At 61.5% G+C, this 16,766-nt stretch carries 18 protein-coding genes; 16 read left to right on the plus strand and 2 right to left on the minus strand.

The window, feature by feature from the left end; all coding sequences use genetic code 11:
- Positions 1–23: 23 nt before the first annotated feature.
- Both AB5Y47_RS02105 and AB5Y47_RS02110 read right to left on the minus strand, forming a co-directional pair.
- The gene (locus tag AB5Y47_RS02105) at positions 24–896 is read right to left on the minus strand and encodes a U32 family peptidase (RefSeq protein WP_010675065.1); all 873 of its coding nucleotides are present in this window, start codon (positions 894–896) and stop codon (positions 24–26) included.
- 12 nt (positions 897–908) lie between these two features.
- The gene (locus AB5Y47_RS02110) at positions 909–1,904 is read right to left on the minus strand and encodes a peptidase U32 family protein (RefSeq protein WP_128271750.1); all 996 of its coding nucleotides are present in this window, start codon (positions 1,902–1,904) and stop codon (positions 909–911) included.
- Positions 1,905–2,092: 188 nt separating this feature from the next.
- On the opposite strand from AB5Y47_RS02110, the gene AB5Y47_RS02115 reads away from it, so the two are divergent.
- The 16 genes from AB5Y47_RS02115 to ispG all read left to right on the plus strand — a co-directional run bounded on the left by AB5Y47_RS02115 (position 2,093) and on the right by ispG (position 16,666).
- Positions 2,093–2,605: an SCP2 domain-containing protein gene (locus AB5Y47_RS02115; protein ID WP_029314693.1), complete on the plus strand. Its 513-nt coding sequence runs from the start codon at positions 2,093–2,095 to the stop codon at positions 2,603–2,605.
- A 190-nt stretch (positions 2,606–2,795) separates the two neighbouring features.
- Positions 2,796–3,530 carry a tRNA (cytosine(32)/uridine(32)-2'-O)-methyltransferase TrmJ gene (trmJ, locus tag AB5Y47_RS02120; RefSeq protein WP_010675062.1) on the plus strand — a complete coding sequence of 245 codons (735 nt, stop codon included), beginning with the start codon at positions 2,796–2,798 and terminating at the stop codon, positions 3,528–3,530.
- Positions 3,531–3,623: 93 nt separating this feature from the next.
- Positions 3,624–4,127 (plus strand): Fe-S cluster assembly transcriptional regulator IscR, encoded by a 504-nt coding sequence (gene iscR, locus AB5Y47_RS02125; protein ID WP_025327241.1) that lies wholly within the window; start codon positions 3,624–3,626, stop codon positions 4,125–4,127.
- A 52-nt stretch (positions 4,128–4,179) separates the two neighbouring features.
- Positions 4,180–5,394 carry an IscS subfamily cysteine desulfurase gene (locus AB5Y47_RS02130; RefSeq protein WP_010675060.1) on the plus strand — a complete coding sequence of 405 codons (1,215 nt, stop codon included), beginning with the start codon at positions 4,180–4,182 and terminating at the stop codon, positions 5,392–5,394.
- A gap of 54 nt (positions 5,395–5,448) precedes the next feature.
- Positions 5,449–5,832 carry a Fe-S cluster assembly scaffold IscU gene (iscU, locus tag AB5Y47_RS02135; RefSeq protein ID WP_010675059.1) on the plus strand — a complete coding sequence of 128 codons (384 nt, stop codon included), beginning with the start codon at positions 5,449–5,451 and terminating at the stop codon, positions 5,830–5,832.
- 15 nt (positions 5,833–5,847) lie between these two features.
- Complete coding sequence (gene iscA, locus AB5Y47_RS02140; protein WP_010675058.1) at positions 5,848–6,171, plus strand: iron-sulfur cluster assembly protein IscA; 324 nt, start codon at positions 5,848–5,850, stop codon at positions 6,169–6,171.
- Positions 6,172–6,361: 190 nt separating this feature from the next.
- The gene (gene hscB, locus AB5Y47_RS02145; protein WP_010675057.1) at positions 6,362–6,880 is read left to right on the plus strand and encodes a co-chaperone HscB; all 519 of its coding nucleotides are present in this window, start codon (positions 6,362–6,364) and stop codon (positions 6,878–6,880) included.
- Between the two features lie 28 nt (positions 6,881–6,908).
- Positions 6,909–8,756 carry a Fe-S protein assembly chaperone HscA gene (gene hscA / locus AB5Y47_RS02150; protein WP_010675056.1) on the plus strand — a complete coding sequence of 616 codons (1,848 nt, stop codon included), beginning with the start codon at positions 6,909–6,911 and terminating at the stop codon, positions 8,754–8,756.
- A gap of 1 nt (position 8,757) precedes the next feature.
- Positions 8,758–9,096 (plus strand): ISC system 2Fe-2S type ferredoxin, encoded by a 339-nt coding sequence (fdx, locus tag AB5Y47_RS02155; RefSeq protein WP_005299781.1) that lies wholly within the window; start codon positions 8,758–8,760, stop codon positions 9,094–9,096.
- Positions 9,097–9,253: 157 nt separating this feature from the next.
- Positions 9,254–10,555 carry an aminopeptidase PepB gene (gene pepB, locus AB5Y47_RS02160; RefSeq protein WP_368219729.1) on the plus strand — a complete coding sequence of 434 codons (1,302 nt, stop codon included), beginning with the start codon at positions 9,254–9,256 and terminating at the stop codon, positions 10,553–10,555.
- Complete coding sequence (gene pepB, locus AB5Y47_RS02165; protein ID WP_041213015.1) at positions 10,552–11,835, plus strand: aminopeptidase PepB; 1,284 nt, start codon at positions 10,552–10,554, stop codon at positions 11,833–11,835. Before pepB (AB5Y47_RS02160) ends, pepB (AB5Y47_RS02165) begins: the two co-directional genes overlap by 4 nt.
- A gap of 277 nt (positions 11,836–12,112) precedes the next feature.
- Positions 12,113–12,541 carry a nucleoside-diphosphate kinase gene (ndk, locus tag AB5Y47_RS02170; protein ID WP_368219731.1) on the plus strand — a complete coding sequence of 143 codons (429 nt, stop codon included), beginning with the start codon at positions 12,113–12,115 and terminating at the stop codon, positions 12,539–12,541.
- Positions 12,542–12,708: 167 nt separating this feature from the next.
- Entirely contained in the window at positions 12,709–13,812 is a 1,104-nt protein-coding gene (locus AB5Y47_RS02175) for a bifunctional tRNA (adenosine(37)-C2)-methyltransferase TrmG/ribosomal RNA large subunit methyltransferase RlmN (RefSeq protein WP_010675052.1), read from the plus strand.
- An 11-nt stretch (positions 13,813–13,823) separates the two neighbouring features.
- A complete protein-coding gene (tapF, locus tag AB5Y47_RS02180) occupies positions 13,824–14,615 on the plus strand; it encodes a PilW family type IVa pilus biogenesis/stability lipoprotein TapF (protein WP_080560523.1) in 792 nt (263 codons plus the stop codon).
- Positions 14,605–15,525, plus strand: a complete 921-nt coding sequence (locus tag AB5Y47_RS02185; RefSeq protein WP_368219733.1) for a RodZ domain-containing protein — start codon at positions 14,605–14,607, stop codon at positions 15,523–15,525. The genes tapF and AB5Y47_RS02185 overlap by 11 nt, the downstream gene beginning before the upstream one ends.
- A gap of 10 nt (positions 15,526–15,535) precedes the next feature.
- Positions 15,536–16,666, plus strand: coding sequence for a flavodoxin-dependent (E)-4-hydroxy-3-methylbut-2-enyl-diphosphate synthase (ispG, locus tag AB5Y47_RS02190; RefSeq protein WP_010675049.1), 1,131 nt, complete (start codon positions 15,536–15,538; stop codon positions 16,664–16,666).
- Positions 16,667–16,766 lie beyond the last annotated feature (100 nt).

Here is a 16,766-nt window from a genome sequence, read left to right on the forward strand (position 1 = left end):
GTCTGGTGACACGGGTTGTACCGCTACTCCACCAGGCTCATGCCGGGGATCTGGCGCCAGTAACCGTTGCAGTCCCGCTCCTGCTGCAGGGGCAGGGGGGCCATCCCCTGTTCGTTGGCCTTGAAGCGCTCCAGCATCGTCAGGGTCTCCATGCCTTCGGGCGAGAGGCGCACCACATCCACCAGCCCCTCCATCCCCTTGAGCTCGTTGCCCAGGTTGTAGCAGTAACCGGACTGAGTCTGGATGCCGTTGAGGTTGAACACCTTCTGCCCCTCGCGGCTGCTGGCAAGTCGGCCGGTGGGGTAGTGGATGCAGGCCAGTTCGCAGTTGTCCTTGGGCCGGTCGAGGGAGCGGGCGGTGAAGCAGCGTGCCGAGTAGGCGAGCGGCAGATGACCATAGGCGAACACCTCCACCTCGAACTGCTGGCGCTCCCTGCCCAGATCCTGATTGAGCTGCATCAGCCAGTCGCGGGAGAGCTCCACCGGCATCACCCAGCGCTGCATTCCCTGTTTGAGCAGCATGCGCAGCACGTCGGCGTTGTAGGCGTTGATGGCGGGGCCGCAGACGAACGGCAGCCCGGCTTCACTGGCGAGCTGGACGGCCCCCAGATCGTTGGCCTCGATCATCAGCGCGCCGTTGTCGACCAGCCGCTTGACCTCCTTGAGCTCGGAGGGGGCAGAGATCAGCGCCAGCGTGGAGAGCACCGCCTGCCTGCCGGAGCCCGCCACCTGACGGGCGAGGGCAATCCAGTCATCCACTTTCAGTTCGCGCCGCTTGCTGCAGACGGTTTCCCCCAGATAGACGATGTCGGCCTGGCTGGCGGCGGCCGCCTGATAGAAGGCCTGGGTGTCGGCCTTGGGCCAGTAGAAGAGCAGGGGGCCGAGAGAGAATTTCATGAACAGGGCTCCTTATTGCCACTGGCGATGATAGGCACCGAGGGTGGTCTGGCTCCCCTCGGAGACGCGGGCGAGCTGGGCATCCCACTCAGCCTTGACTTGATAGGCCTCGGGGTTGGCCTGATAGGCGTCGATGGCGGCGCGCCAGACCCGGGTCACCTGCTCCACATAGGCGGGGCTGCGCTGGCGCCCCTCGATCTTGACCGACTGGATGCCGGTCTGGAACAGCTCGGGCAACAGGCCGAGGGTGTTGAGGCTGGTGGGCTCCTCCAGCGCGTGATAGGTCTGGCCATCCACCTCGAAGCGGCCCTTGCACAGGGTCGGGTAGCCGGCATTTTCCCCCGGGCCGTAACGATCGATCAGCACCTCGTTGAGGCGGGATTCGAGGCCGCTCGGGGTCTCCTCCCAGCGTACGAACTTGGCCGGTGAGCAGGCGCCGACGGTGTTGGGGCTCTCGCCGGTCATGTAGGAGGAGAGGTAGCAGCGCCCCTCCGCCATGATGCAGAGGCTGCCGAAGGCGAACACCTCAAGGCCGACGTCGGTCTCGCGGGCAAGCTGCTTCACCTGATGCATGGAGAGCACCCTCGGCAGCACCACCCGGCCGACGTTGAAGTGCTGCTGGTAGAAGCGGATGGCAGCGGCGTTGGTGGCGCTGGCCTGGACCGAGACATGCAGCTCCATGTCGGGATGGCGGCGGCTGGCATAATCGAGCACGGCGAGATCGGCGATGATCAGGGCATCGGCACCGAGCGCCACCCCTTTGTCCACGGCCTGCTTCCAACGGGCATCGGAGCCCGGGTGGGCAAAGGTATTGATGGCGATGTGCAGCTTGCGGCCATGCTGGTGGACATAGTCAACCGCTCTTTCCAGCTTGCTGTCGGTGAAGTTGAGCCCGGCGAAATGGCGGGCGTTGGTGTCATCCTTGAAGCCGATGTAGACCGCATCGGCCCCGTTATCCACGGCTGTCTTCAGTGCCGGCAGGCTGCCTGCCGGGCAGAGTAATTCCATCGGGTACGCTCCGAGAGGGCAAAAATGCAAAGTGGCCCGATTGTATTCATGCTTGCCCTCCCGCTTTTTGACCTGAGGCAGCTTTAGGTGGCTTTACCCTTCTTGAGGTAAGTGGACACAAGTTTGATTTTCAACAGGATCTTGCCGAAGGGGCTGTGCTTGAATGCGCAAAAAACTGGGAGTTTATCGTGTTTCAACATCTGCAACGTCGCCTGGTCGAACAGGCACCCCGTCTCTTGCGCCACCCCCTCAAGCTGGTGCCCTTCCCTTTGCAACAAAACCTGATGGAGGCCCTGCTGGGCAGGGTGTTCCGGGAGGCCATCGAAGAGGGGGAATTTGCGTTTCTTGCGGGCAAGTGGCTGAAAGTGGAAGTCAGCGATCTGGGGCTATGCTGGTTTATCAGCGAGCGGGAGGGAAAACTGGTGGTGGCAAGGAAGTGTGAGCACGCCGATGTCTGTTTCAGCGGCAATAGCCAGGATCTTGTTCTGATCGCCGGGCGCCGTGAAGACCCGGATTCCCTCTTCTTCCAGCGCCGGCTGAAGATAGAGGGGGATACCGAGTTGGGCCTGGAGGTGAAAAATCTGATGGACAGCCTGGATCTGGACGGGCTGGGATTGATGAAATACCCCTTGATGGATCTGGCGACCTTTATCGAGCGGGCCCGCGAGACGCACGTGCCCACTGCCGCGACAATGAGCTGAGCCGTTTTCTTGCCCGAGTGCTGCGGAACAGGTGAACTTGAGCCGCAGTACCCCACTGTCAGCGTGACCACGCAGGGTGGGGATGTATCATCTGCCTGTTTGTGCAGAAATGCCTGGTCGGAAGCGGTGCCAAAATAGCGATTGGTTATGTTACAATTGCGCGCCATTTTTGACTGAAGATTGACTGGGCATGTTGGATCAGATTCGTATCGTGTTGGTAAACACCTCTCACACCGGCAACATGGGATCCGCGGCGCGGGCCATGAAGACCATGGGGCTGACTCAACTGGTGCTGGTCGATCCCCAGGCCCAGCCTGATGAGGAGGCCGTCGCCCTGGCGGCGGGGGCCAGCGATATCCTGGCTCGCGCCCGAATCGTGCCGACCCTGGACGAGGCCATTGCCGACTGTGGTCTGGTCATCGGCACCAGTGCCCGTTCCCGGACCTTGAGCTGGCCCATGCTGGATCCCCGTGAAGCGGGCGAGAAGCTGGTTGCCGAGGGCATGGAGCACCCGGTCGCGCTGGTGTTTGGCCGTGAACGCGCCGGCCTCACCAATGACGAACTGCAAAAATGCCACTTCCATGTGGCCATTCCCGCCAATCCAGAATACAGCTCCCTCAATCTGGCCATGGCAGTGCAGACCCTTTGTTACGAGGTGCGGATGCGCTGGCTGGAAGTACAGAACCAGGAGCATTCGGCCCCGGAGGATGAGCGGGTCGAGTACCCCAGCGCCCAGCAACTGGAAGGGTTTTATCAGCATCTGGAGCAGACGCTGCAAAAGACGGGGTTCATTGCCGATGACCATCCAGGCCATGTGATGAGCAAACTGCGTCGTCTGTTCAATCGGGCCAGACCCGAAGCGGTGGAGTTGAACATCCTGCGGGGCATTCTCACCTCTGTCCAGAAGTCCAGGGCACAGGATTAATCCCGACTGATTTACTCAAGCATATACTTGACTGATTTAGTCGGGTATGTGACCATATGCCACATATTGATTGGTTCGCAAACGGTAAGGCATATGAGACTGACCTCAAAAGGACGTTACGCGGTGACAGCCATGCTCGACGTGGCGTTGCATGCAGAGCAGGGGCCTGTGCCCCTGGCTGATATTTCAGAGCGCCAGGGCATCTCCTTGTCCTATCTGGAACAACTGTTTGCCCGTCTGCGCAAGCATGGTCTGGTGAGCAGCGTACGTGGTCCCGGTGGCGGCTATCGCCTCGGTCTGGCCCCTGGCGAGATCTCGGTCGGTCAGGTGATCACCGCGGTCGATGAATCGGTCGATGCGACCAAGTGCCTCGGCAAAGGGGGCTGCCACGGTGGTACCCAGTGCCTGACCCACTCTTTGTGGCGGGATCTGAGCGAGCGCATCTCCAGCTTCTTGGGGGATATCACCCTGGCCGAGCTGGTTGGTCAGGCCGATGTGCGCCGTATCGCCGGCAAGCAAGATGAACAAATGAAGACCGTGTTGTCCCTGGTTGATCGGGCCGAACGCGGTGATGTGAGCTTGAAAGTCCAACTATAAACGTGCTTTCCACGACGAGTCGCTGTGTGACCCCGTCGTAACGGAGAAAAAGATGAAACTGCCTATTTACCTTGATTATTCGGCAACCTGTCCGGTGGACCCGCGTGTCGCAGAAAAAATGATGCAGTGCCTCACCATGGACGGCCTGTTCGGCAACCCAGCCTCCCGTTCCCACCGTTTCGGCTGGCAGGCCGAAGAGGCGGTGGATCTGGCCCGTAATCAAGTGGCAGAGCTGATCGGCGCGGACCCGCGCGAGATCGTCTTTACCTCCGGTGCGACCGAGTCCAACAACCTGGCCATCAAGGGCATCGCCCATTTCTACGCCGGCAAGGGCAAGCACATCGTCACCTCCAAGACCGAGCACAAAGCCGTGCTGGATACCTGCCGCCAACTTGAGCGGGAAGGCTATGAGGTGACCTACCTCGAGCCCATGCCCAATGGCCTGTTCACTCTAGAGCAGATCGAAGGCGCCCTGCGTGATGACACCATCCTGGTCAGCATCATGCACGCCAACAACGAGATCGGGGTGGTGCAAGACATTGCTGCCATCGGCGAGCTGTGCCGTTCCCGCAAGATCCTGCTGCACGTGGACGCCGTCCAGAGCGTGGGCAAGATCCCGGTCGACGTGGAAGCGCTCAAGGTTGATCTGCTCTCCATGTCCGCCCACAAGGTATACGGCCCGAAAGGCATTGGCGCCCTGTATGTGCGCCGCAAGCCCCGTGTTCGTCTGGAAGCCCAAATGCACGGCGGTGGCCACGAGCGCGGCATGCGCTCCGGTACCCTGGCAACCCACCAGATCGTCGGCATGGGGGAAGCCTTCCGCATCGCCAAGGAAGAGATGGCGAGCGAGAGCCAGCACATCATGGCCCTGCGCCAGCGTCTGTGGGATGGCATCAAGAACATCGAAGAAGTCTATATCAACGGGGATCTGGATCAGCGTGTACCGGGTAACCTGAACGTCAGCTTCGCCTATGTGGAAGGGGAGTCCCTCATCATGGCACTGAAGGATCTGGCGGTCTCTTCCGGTTCTGCCTGTACCTCGGCCAGCCTGGAACCTTCCTACGTGCTGCGCGCCCTGGGTCTGAACGACGAGCTGGCACACAGCTCCATCCGTTTCAGCATCGGTCGCTTCACCACCGAAGAAGAGATCGACTACGCAATCAAGCTCATCTGCGACTCCATCGGTCGTCTGCGCGAGATGTCCCCCCTGTGGGAGATGTTCAAGGATGGCGTCGATCTGAACACGGTCGAATGGGCACATCACTGATCCTTGCCAGCATGGCAAGGGTCTGGTGAACAACGGAATTAGCAGGAGTTAGATATGGCTTACAGTGAAAAAGTAATCGACCACTACGAGAATCCCCGCAACGTCGGTGGTTTTGACAAGAACGATCCCAGCGTCGCCACCGGCATGGTCGGTGCACCGGCCTGTGGTGACGTCATGAAGCTGCAACTGAAGATCAGCGACGATGGCATCATCGAAGATGCCAAGTTCAAGACCTACGGCTGTGGTTCCGCCATCGCCTCCAGCTCCCTGGTGACCGAGTGGGTCAAGGGCAAGACCCTGGACGAAGCGGCCGGTATCAAGAACACCGACATCGCCGAAGAGCTGGCGCTGCCGCCGGTGAAGATCCACTGCTCCATTCTGGCGGAGGATGCCATCAAGGCCGCCATCGCCGATTACAAGCAGAAGAAAGGTCTTTAAGGTCCGGAGAGCAGTATGGCCATAACCATGACAGATGCCGCAGCGGCGCGGGTTTCCTCCTTCATGATCAACCGGGGCAAGGGTATCGGCCTGCGCCTCGGCGTCAAGACGACCGGCTGTTCTGGCCTTGCCTATGTGCTCGAGTTCGTGGATGAGCTGGCTGCCGAGGATCAGGTGTTCGAGCAGAAAGGCGTCAAGATCATCGTGGATGCCAAGAGCCTGATCCACCTGGATGGCACCGAGCTGGACTTCGTGAAGGAAGGCCTCAACGAGGGCTTCCAGTTCAACAACCCGAATGCCAAGGGCGAATGTGGTTGTGGCGAAAGCTTCAGCGTGTAAGTGGTTCGATTGACCGATCGCCCATGTTTGCAACGCCTCGCAGCCACAAGGGTGAGCCCTGTTGCGGCGAGTCTCTTGTGATCAACACCTTGCTCATCAACACAGTGGTGTGGACGCCAGTCCATGCCACTGCTTTCAAGTTCAAGACGAGTGTGGTTGCACTCCCAGCGCTATTGTCTGAGGACGAAGGATGAATCATTTCGAGCTGTTCGGGCTGGCTGAGGGCTTCGAGCTCGATACTCGCCAACTGGCTGACACCTATCGTCAGCTGCAGACCCAGTTCCATCCCGATCGTTTTGCGACTGCCCCCGAGCGGGAGCAGCTTGCTGCCGTGCAGCGTGCTGCCCAGATCAACGATGCGTTTACTACCCTCAAGGCCCCCTTGCGCCGAGCCGAGTACCTGCTCTCCTTGCGGGGCACCGATATTCGCGGCGAGCAGCAGACACTGCAAGATCCTGCCTTTCTGATGCAACAGCTGGAGTGGCGAGAGCGGCTGGCTGATCTCAAGGGCGATGCCGACCCTGAGGGGGCCATCAAGGATTTTCGCCAGGAGATCAGGCATGATCACCAGGCGTTGATGCAACGGCTGACCGACTCTCTCACCAGGGGTGAGGATCTGCAGGCGGCGGATTGCGTTCGCAAGCTCAAATTTGTCGACAAGCTCCTCGAGGAGCTGGAACGATTCGAAGACTCGCTGTTCGAGTCTTGACCCTCTAACGCAGGAATTGTGATTACCCATGGCATTACTGCAAATTGCCGAGCCAGGCCAGAGCGCCGCACCTCACCAGCATAAACGTGCCGTCGGCATCGATCTTGGCACCACCAACTCCTTGGTCGCCGCCGTGCGCAGCGGCCAGGCCGACACCCTCTGTGACGAGCAGGGGCGTGATCTGCTGCCTTCCGTGGTCCATTACCAGGCCGATACCATCCGGGTTGGCTTCGATGCCAAGCGTGAGGCGGCCCTCGATCCCCACAACACCATCGTCTCGGTCAAGCGGATGATGGGCAAGGCGCTGGCCGACATCGATACCCGCCAGCAGCCTTACGAGTTCGTGGCTACCGAGACGGGCATGCCCCAGTTGCGGACCCGCCAGGGGCTGGTCAATCCGGTGCAGGTCTCGGCCGAGATCCTGAAAAAACTGGCCGAGCGCGGTGCCGCGTCCCTCGGGGGAGATCTCGACGGCGTGGTCATCACGGTGCCCGCCTATTTTGACGATGCCCAGCGTCAGGGTACCAAGGACGCGGCCAGACTGGCCGGTCTGCACGTACTGCGGTTGCTCAACGAACCCACGGCGGCCGCCATCGCCTATGGCCTCGACTCAGGCCAGGAAGGGGTGATCGCCGTCTATGACCTGGGTGGCGGAACCTTCGATATCTCCATCCTGCGCCTGCATCGCGGGGTGTTTGAGGTGATGGCCACCGGTGGCGACTCGGCACTCGGTGGTGACGATTTCGACCATCTGCTGGCGGACTGGCTCAAAGAGCAAGCCGGGTTGTCCGGTCAGCTCGATGCCCGTACCCAGCGCGAGTTGCTGGATGCGGCGGCCAGCATCAAGCACGGCCTCACCGATGCCGATGCCGTTGTCTGCGCCTTTGCCGGCTGGCAGGGTACCGTCACCCGCAGCCAGTTTGACGAGCTGATCCAGCCCCTGGTCAAACGCACCCTGCAGGCCTGTCGGCGCGCCCTGCGCGATGCGGGTCTCGAGCAGGAAGAGGTACTGGAAGTGGTGATGGTCGGCGGCTCGACCCGGGTGCCGCTGGTGCGCGAGCGGGTGGGCGAGTTCTTCGGCCGCACGCCATTGACCAGCATCGACCCCGACAAGGTGGTGGCCATCGGTGCCGCCATCCAGGCCGACATCCTGGTGGGCAACAAGCCTGATGCCGAGATGCTGCTGCTGGACGTCATCCCGCTTTCCTTAGGGTTAGAGACCATGGGCGGCCTTGCCGAGAAGGTGATCCCGCGCAATACCACCATTCCGGTGGCCCGCGCCCAGGAGTTCACCACCTTCAAGGATGGCCAGACCGCGATGGCGATCCACGTGGTGCAGGGGGAGCGCGAGCTGGTGGCGGATTGCCGCTCCCTGGCCCGCTTCACCCTGACCGGCATTCCGCCCATGGCGGCCGGCGCCGCCCATATTCGCGTCACCTTCCAGGTGGATGCGGACGGTCTGCTGTCGGTCAGCGCCATGGAGAAATCCTCCGGCGTGCAGGCCGAGATCCAGGTCAAGCCCTCCTACGGGCTGGGTGAGGATGACATCCTCAACATGCTGAGCGCCTCCATCGCCAATGCCCAGCAGGACATGGACGCCCGCATGCTGGCGGAGCAGCAGGTCGAGGCCGACCGGGTGGTTGAGAGCCTCAACGCCGCCCTGGCCGCCGATGGCGAGGCGTTGCTGAGCCCCACCGAGCGGGCCGAGCTGGATGCCGCCATCGCCCATCTGCTGACTATGCGCAGCACGGGCACCACCAATCAGATCAAAGAGGCCATCGAGGCTGCGGACGCTGCCAGTGGCGAATTTGCAGCCCGCCGGATGGATGCCTCCATCCGCAAGGTACTGACCGGACAAAACGTCAACAAGGTGTGATATGCCAAAACTGATTATTCTGCCCCATCCCGAGCTCTGTCCGGACGGCGCGGCCCTCGAAGGTGCGACCGGTGAAACCATTCTGGATATCGCGCTGCGCAACGGCATCGAGATCGAGCACGCTTGCGAGAAGTCCTGTGCTTGTACTACCTGCCATTGCGTGGTGCGGGAAGGGTTCGACTCCCTCGAGCCGAGCGACGAGCTGGAAGACGACATGCTGGACAAGGCGTGGGGGCTGGAGCCGGAATCCCGTCTCAGCTGCCAGGCCAGACTGGCGGATGAGGATCTGGTGGTGGAACTGCCCAAGTACACCCTGAATCTGGCGTCCGAGCGCCACTGATGACCCCTTAATTACACATGAGTGAATTGCGCGTGCAGCATCTCATGGTGCAGTAATGATATGGTGAAGGCCGTGACCCTTGAGGGAGCGGCCTTTTTTGTGCCCGTGATTTCCCTATTCGTTGATGAAAGTGCCAATAAAAAGGAAGCAAGAGAACATGGCTGACATGATGAACGTAAGGTTGTCGTCCCAGGCTGCCGCCGCCCACTGGGGCGAGGGTGCCCTGCTCAGTTTCAACGGGGACGAGGCCCATCTCCATCTGGCCGCTGGCCAGGAGAAGGAGGCGCTGCGCGCCATCCAGCGGGGGGCCAGACGCCTCGAGTCGAGCGGCATCAAGCGCATCAAGCTGGTGGGCGAGGGGTGGAATGGGGAGCGTCGTTACGCCTTTGCCCAGGGCTTCTATACCGCCAAGGGGGTTCGCGAGCTCGACTTCGGCGAGCAGAGCGACCAGGAGGCTGCCGAGCTGGCGGCTTTGCTGAAAGCGACCCACTGGGTGCGCGAGGTGACCAACGGCTGCCCGGAAGCTATCTACCCCATGAGCCTGGCGGAGTCCGCTCTGCTGCTCATTCGCAGCCTCGGCGGCGACAAGGTGACCGCCCGCATCACCGCTGGCGAAGCCTTGCGTGAATCGGGTCATATCGGGGTCTGGTCGGTGGGCCGTGGCAGCGAGCGCGAGCCGGTGCTGCTGGAGCTCGACTACAACCCGACCGGGGATGCCAACGCCCCTGTGGTCGCGGCGCTGGTGGGCAAGGGGATCACCTTCGATTCCGGCGGCTACTCCATGAAGTCCTCCGACAACATGCTGCCGATGAAGTCCGACATGGGCGGCGCCGCCATGGTGACCGGCGCCCTGGCGCTGGCCATCAGCCGTGGCCTGAACAAGCGGGTCAAGCTCATCCTCTGCTGCGCCGAGAACCTGGTCTCCGGCCACGCCTTCAAGCTCGGCGACATCCTCACTTATCGCAACGGCATCTCGGTCGAGATCCAGAATACCGACGCGGAAGGTCGCCTGGTGCTGGCAGACGGCCTGCTGGCCGCGAGCGAAAGCGGGGCTGCCTACATCCTCGACGCTGCCACCCTGACCGGCGCCGCCAAGACCGCGCTGGGCCGCGACTACAATGCCGTGTTTGCCCTCGATGAGGCGGAGCAGGTGCGCGCGCTGGCGGCCGCCAACGCCGAAAACGAGAAGGCCTGGCCGCTGCCGCTCGAACCCTGGCACGCAGGCCAGCTCACCTCGGCCTTTGCCGAGCTGGGCAACGTGGCGTCCGCAGAAGGTACTGCCGGCGCCACCACGGCAGCGGCGTTCCTGTCGCGCTTCGTCCGTGACGAAGGCAAGGGCTGGGTGCACCTGGACCTGGCCGCTTCCTATCAGAAGTCGGGCAATGAGCTCTGGGCGACCGGGGCCAAGGGCCATGGTCTTCGCACGATTGCCCGCTGGCTGCAGGAGGTGTGCGCATGAACGTCTGGTTGAGCCGAGAGTTTGCACCGGCCGAGTGGGGGGAGGGGGCACTGCTCTCCCACCGTGCCGACGGCATGGTGATCCATCTGGTGAGCGCCACTCCCTTGCTGGATATCCAGCAGGCGGCGCGGCGCCTGTGCAGCCAGGGGATCCAGCAGGTTGTCCTGGCTGGCCACTGGGAGCGGGAGCAGCAGTGGGCCTTTGCCCAGGGGCTGCAGACGCCCAAGGCGGAAGTGGGGTTGCAGTGGGCCACTTCGTCCGAGGAGGACAGGGAGGAGCTGGAGGCTCGCTGGCTGTGCGGGCGCTGGGTGCGGGAGATGACCAACGCCACCCCGGAGCAGCTGGGGCCGCTGGAGCTGGCGGTCGAAGCCGCCGCCTTCCTCACCGAGCTGGCACCGGACCGGATCAGCCATCGCATCCTCAAGGGAGAGGCGCTGCAACAGGCGGGCTGGGTCGGTCTCTATCAAGTGGGTCGTGGCAGTGACCGCGAGCCCGTGATGCTGGAGCTGGATTTCAATCCGGGCAAGGATCCCAAGGCGCCGGTAGCGGCCGCCCTGGTGGGCAAGGGGATCACCTTCGATTCCGGCGGCTACTCCATGAAAACCTCCCAGGGCATGCTGACCATGAAACACGACATGGGCGGTGCCGCCATCGTCACCGGCGCGCTGGCGCTGGCCATTCTGCGTGGCCTCGACAAGCGGGTGAAGCTCATCCTCTGCTGCGCCGAGAACCTGGTATCCGGCCATGCCTACAAGCTGGGTGACATCCTCACCTACAAGAACGGCACCACGGTGGAGGTGGTCAACACCGACGCCGAAGGGCGTCTGATCCTGGCCGACGGCTTGCAACTGGCCGGCGAGTCTGGTGCGCCGCTCATCATCGACGCCGCCACCCTCACCGGGGCGGCCGTGATGGCGCTGGGGGGGCGTTACAACGCCCTGTTTGGACTGGACAAGGGGCTGGTGAGCCGCGCCATGGCCTATTCGGATGCAGAGCAGGAGCCAGCATGGCCGCTGCCGCTGGAGCCCTGGCATCGCCAGCAGTGCCCGTCCCACTATGCCGACACCGCCAACAGTCGCCCCGTGCCGGGCGGCGGACCGGGGGGGGCCTCCAATGCGGCAGGCTTCCTCTCCCGCTTTGTCCCTGATGAGGGAAGAGGCTGGCTGCATGTCGATCTCGCCGCCTGTTTCAGTGAGAACGGCGACAGTCTGTGGGCGCCCGGGGCCAATACCCTGGGGATGCGCACCATCGCCCATACCCTGCTGGCGGAGACGCGCTGAGTCAGTGAACGGCATCACAAGGGCACCTCAGGGTGCCCTTTCCAGCGCTGCTTTGCTGAGCAATTGATACGGTTTTGAGGCATTAGCATGCCGATCGTGCGCAAGCGCACATTTTTTCTCTCTGCCCTGGCACAAGATGAGTCACCATGTTGTTTCAAGGATTCTTTTGTTTAACAAAAAGTTGATTTTTTGTGTGTTATTTCGTTTTTTGTTTACGTATAATCGCCGCCGAACATGGATTCCTACAATAAAACTCTGTAGTTAAGGAAAGAACTCAATGGCTATCGAACGTACCTTCTCCATCGTCAAGCCGGATGCGGTCAGCAAGAACCTGATTGGTGCCATTTACAGCCGCTTCGAAAGCGCCGGCCTGAAAGTCATCGCCGCCAAGATGCTGCACCTGACCAGCGAACAGGCCGCCGGTTTCTACGCCGAGCACCAGGGCAAGCCGTTTTATGATGGTCTGGTCGGCTTCATGACCTCTGGCCCCGTCATGGTACAGGTGCTGGAAGGTGAAGACGCCATCCGCCGTCACCGTGAAATCATGGGCGCCACCAACCCGAAAGAGGCACTGGCCGGCACCCTGCGCGCCTGCTACGCCGAGAGCATCGATCGCAACGCCGTCCACGGCTCCGATGCCCCGGCCTCTGCCGCCCGTGAAATCGCCTACTTCTTCTCCGACGACGAGATCTGCCCGCGCAGCTGATGTTGTCTGCTGGTGACCAAGGGAGCTTCGGCTCCCTTTTGTTTTTTGGTCATCCTGCCAATATCCACTTATTCTCCAGGTGGAAAGCCAGACCCATTATTTGTACAATGCCGCCCCCTGACGTAGGTCAGCCGATAATTTATGAAGTGTGTGAGCTGAGGCCCCTGATGAGCGAAACAAAAACCAACCTGCTGGATCTCGACCGGGATGCCATGCGTGCCTTCTTCGTCGAGTTGGGCGAGAAGCCGTTCCGGGCAGACCAGATAATGAAGTGGATCTATCACTTCGGTTGTGATGATTTCGATCAGATGAGCAACGTCAACAAGGCGCTGCGCGAGCGGCTCAAGGCCATTGCCGAGATCCGAGCCCCCGAGATCAGCCGTGAACAGCGCTCCGCCGATGGCACCATCAAATGGGCGCTGCAGGTGGGTGATCAGGAGGTGGAGACTGTCTACATTCCGGAAGCGGACCGCGCTACCCTGTGCGTCTCCTCCCAGGTGGGCTGCGCCCTGGCGTGCACCTTTTGCTCCACCGCCCAGCAAGGGTTCAACCGCAACCTGAAAGTCTCCGAGATCATCGGCCAGGTGTGGCGTGCCGCCAAAGTGGTGGGTGGCAAGCGCCCCATCACCAACGTGGTGATGATGGGCATGGGTGAGCCGCTGCTCAACCTCGCCAACGTGGTACCGGCCATGAAGCTGATGATGGATGACTTCGGCTTCAGCATCTCCAAGCGCCGCGTCACTCTCTCCACCTCCGGTGTGGTGCCGGCGCTGGACATGCTGGGGGACCAGATCGACGTAGCCCTGGCCATCTCCCTGCATGCGCCGAACGATGCGCTTCGCTCCGAGATCATGCCGATCAACGACAAGTACAACATCGAAGCCTTCCTTGCCGGGGTACGTCGCTATCTGGCCAAGTCCAACGCCAACGGCGGCCGGGTGACCGTGGAGTATGTGCTGCTCGATCACATCAACGACGACATGCAGCATGCCCATGAGCTGGCCAAGGTCCTCAAGGAAACCCCTTGCAAGATCAACCTGATCCCGTTCAACCCCTTCCCGGGCAACCCGTTTGGCAAGCCGAGCAACAGCCGTATCGACCGTTTCTCCAAGGTGCTGATGGAATACGGCCTGACCGTCATCGTGCGCAAAACCCGTGGTGACGACATTGACGCCGCCTGTGGGCAGTTGGTGGGGGAGGTGATCGACCGCACCAAGCGCACCATGAAAAATCGGATGCAACAGGATGGGATTTCCGTCAAAATGGTTTAACTCCTAAGCCATTGTATAGACAGGAAATGGATATCCGTACATTGATCGTAGTGGCAGCGCTCTGTGCGCTGCCAGGCTGTGTCACAGAGACCACTTACGCTGGCCAGAATTCGACCCAGCGTGAAGTGGGTCCCGACCTCAAGGCCGCCGCCCAGACTCGTCTCGATCTGGGTATCCAGTATCTGCGCCAGGGCAATGCCGAGCAGGCCAAATTCAATCTCGACCGCGCCCTTCAGTACGATCCCAACAATCCTCAGGTCTACATCGGTTTTGCCTATTTCTATCAGCAGGTGTCGGATTTCAAGGCCGCCGAGGCGAGCTACAAGAAAGCGCTGGCCATGGATCCGTCCAATGCTGACGCGATGAACAACTATGGCGCCTTCCTCTGCAACCGTGGCCGCTTCGACGAAGCGGAAAAGGCGTTCTTGCAGGCCGTCAGCCAGCCCGATTACGTGAAGATCGCCGATACCTACGAGAATGCGGCGCTCTGCTCGATGCAAAATCACAGAAATGACAAGGCTGGCGAGTATTATCGTCTGGCCTTGGGGTATAATCCCCGCAATCCTAGGTTATTGCTGGACATGGCCGAGCTTTCCATGAAAGATGGCAAGCTTCCTGATGTCCAGTCTTACCTCGTGCGCTTTGCCGACGTGGCAGAGGAGAACGAGGAGAGCCTCTGGCTCCGGCTGCGGCTGGCCCAGGCCATGGACAAACCGGCATTACTTCACCAATTCGGGACTGAGCTGGTAAGGCAATATCCCACTTCGCAACAAGCCAAGCGTTACTTAGCCAATGACTACTGAACAGCCACACGATTTCCAAGACGACTCCCAGGCAGTTGGCCCAGGCCAGCTGCTGCGCAATGCCCGTGAACAGCTCGGCTGGACCCGGGAACAGGTTGCGTCCCGCATTCACCTTCGTCTGACCCTGATCGCCGCCATCGAAGCGGATACCTATGACAAGCACACGTCCCATACCTTCATTCGTGGCTATCTGCGGGCCTATGCCAAGCTCGTGGGCATCCCCGAGGAGACCATCCTCGCCGCCTACGAAAAGCTGGGACTGACTCCCCCCGACAACATCGACATGCAGAGCTTCTCCCGTCGCTCCCGCCAGCAGGCCAATGACAGCCGGCTCAAGGTGGTGACCTGGTTGGTGATTCTGGTGCTGATCGGGCTCTCCGTCGCCTGGTGGTGGCAGAGCACGGCGCGCCGCTCTGCCGGTGACGACGCCTTGGCGGCGACCGAGATGAGCGCGACCGTCAATACGCCGGAAGCGAATGTTGCCCCCGCCGTGGAGGTCGCCGAGCCCGTGCTGCCCTCCGCGTCCGATGCCGTGTCCACCCAGGTTGTGGTGAGCGGTGCCACCGCGACCCTGCCTGTGGTCGCTACGGATGCCAGCGCAGCCGTCCCGACGGACGTTTCCGGTGCGGTCTCGACTGCCGAGAGCACGACCACCGAGCCCGCCAAGGCGCCCCAGCTCAAGATGAGCTTCACCGCCGATTGCTGGCTGGACGTCAAGGATGCCAACGGCAAGACCCTGTTCAGCGGTCTGAAGAAGGCGAACGACGAACTGGTACTGGAAGGACCCGAGCCACTCAGATTCATCATTGGCGCGCCCATGGCGGTCAATCTCGAATATCAGGGCAAGTCCTTCGACATGAGCCGTTACAACAACGGCCGGACTGCCCGCTTCTCACTGCCGCAGGAGTAATCAGTCCGCCATGTCTGTTCACGAAAAGCCCGCACACGAATCACCCATCGTTCGTCGCAAATCCAGACAGATCATGGTCGGCAACGTGCCGGTTGGGGGCGATGCCCCCATCACGGTACAGACCATGACCAACACCAAGACCACGGACGTGGCCGCTACCGTCGAGCAGATCCAGCGGATCGAGCGGGTCGGCGCCGACATCGTCCGGGTCTCCGTCCCCACCATGGAGGCGGCGGAAGCGTTCAAGCTCATCAAGCAGCAGACCCGCATCCCCATCGTGGCCGACATCCACTTCGACTACCGCATCGCCCTCAAAGTGGCCGAATACGGGGCCGACTGCCTGCGCATCAACCCGGGCAACATCGGCAACGAAGAGCGGGTGCGTGCGGTGGTGGATTGTGCCCGTCACTACAACATCCCCATCCGCATCGGCGTCAACGGCGGTTCCCTTGAGCGTGATCTCCAGGAGAAATACGGCGAGCCGACCCCGGAGGCGCTGCTGGAGTCCGCCATGCGCCACGTGGATTACCTGGATCGCCTCGACTTCCAGAACTTCAAGGTGAGCGTCAAGGCGTCCGATGTCTTCCTGGCGGTCGGTGCCTATCGCCTGCTGGCAAAGCAGATCGATCAACCCCTGCATCTGGGCATCACGGAAGCGGGCGGTTTTCGCGCCGGCGCGGTCAAGTCCGCCATCGGCCTTGGCATGTTGCTGAGCGAAGGGATTGGCGACACCCTGCGCATCTCTCTGGCCGCCGATCCGGTGGAAGAGGTGAAGGTGGGCTTCGACATCCTCAAATCCCTGCGCATCCGTTCCCGCGGCATCAACTTCATTGCCTGTCCCTCCTGCTCCCGTCAGGAGTTCGACGTCATCGGCACGGTCAATGCCCTGGAAGAGCGGCTCGAAGACATCATCACCCCGATGGATGTCTCCATCATCGGCTGTGTGGTGAACGGTCCGGGGGAGGCGCTGGTTTCCGATCTCGGCCTTGCGGGCGCCGCCAACAAGAGTGCCTTCTACGAGGGGGGCCAGCGGGTCGACCGGCTCGACAACAAGGATTTGATCCCGACCCTGGAGCGTCGCATCCGTGCCCGGGCTGCCATGCTGGATCCGGCCAACCAGATCCAGGTGGACAAAGGTTGAACCATGACGGGGCCACCTGGGGTGGCCCCGGCTTTAGGTTGTTGATTTTACATCCCGCATCCGGGCACCCGATTTTACCTCGGGGTCGAAAATCCCTATA

Origin of the sequence: Aeromonas sp. R7-2 (assembly GCF_040908105.1) — a bacterium.
Lineage (GTDB): Bacteria > Pseudomonadota > Gammaproteobacteria > Enterobacterales > Aeromonadaceae > Aeromonas > Aeromonas caviae.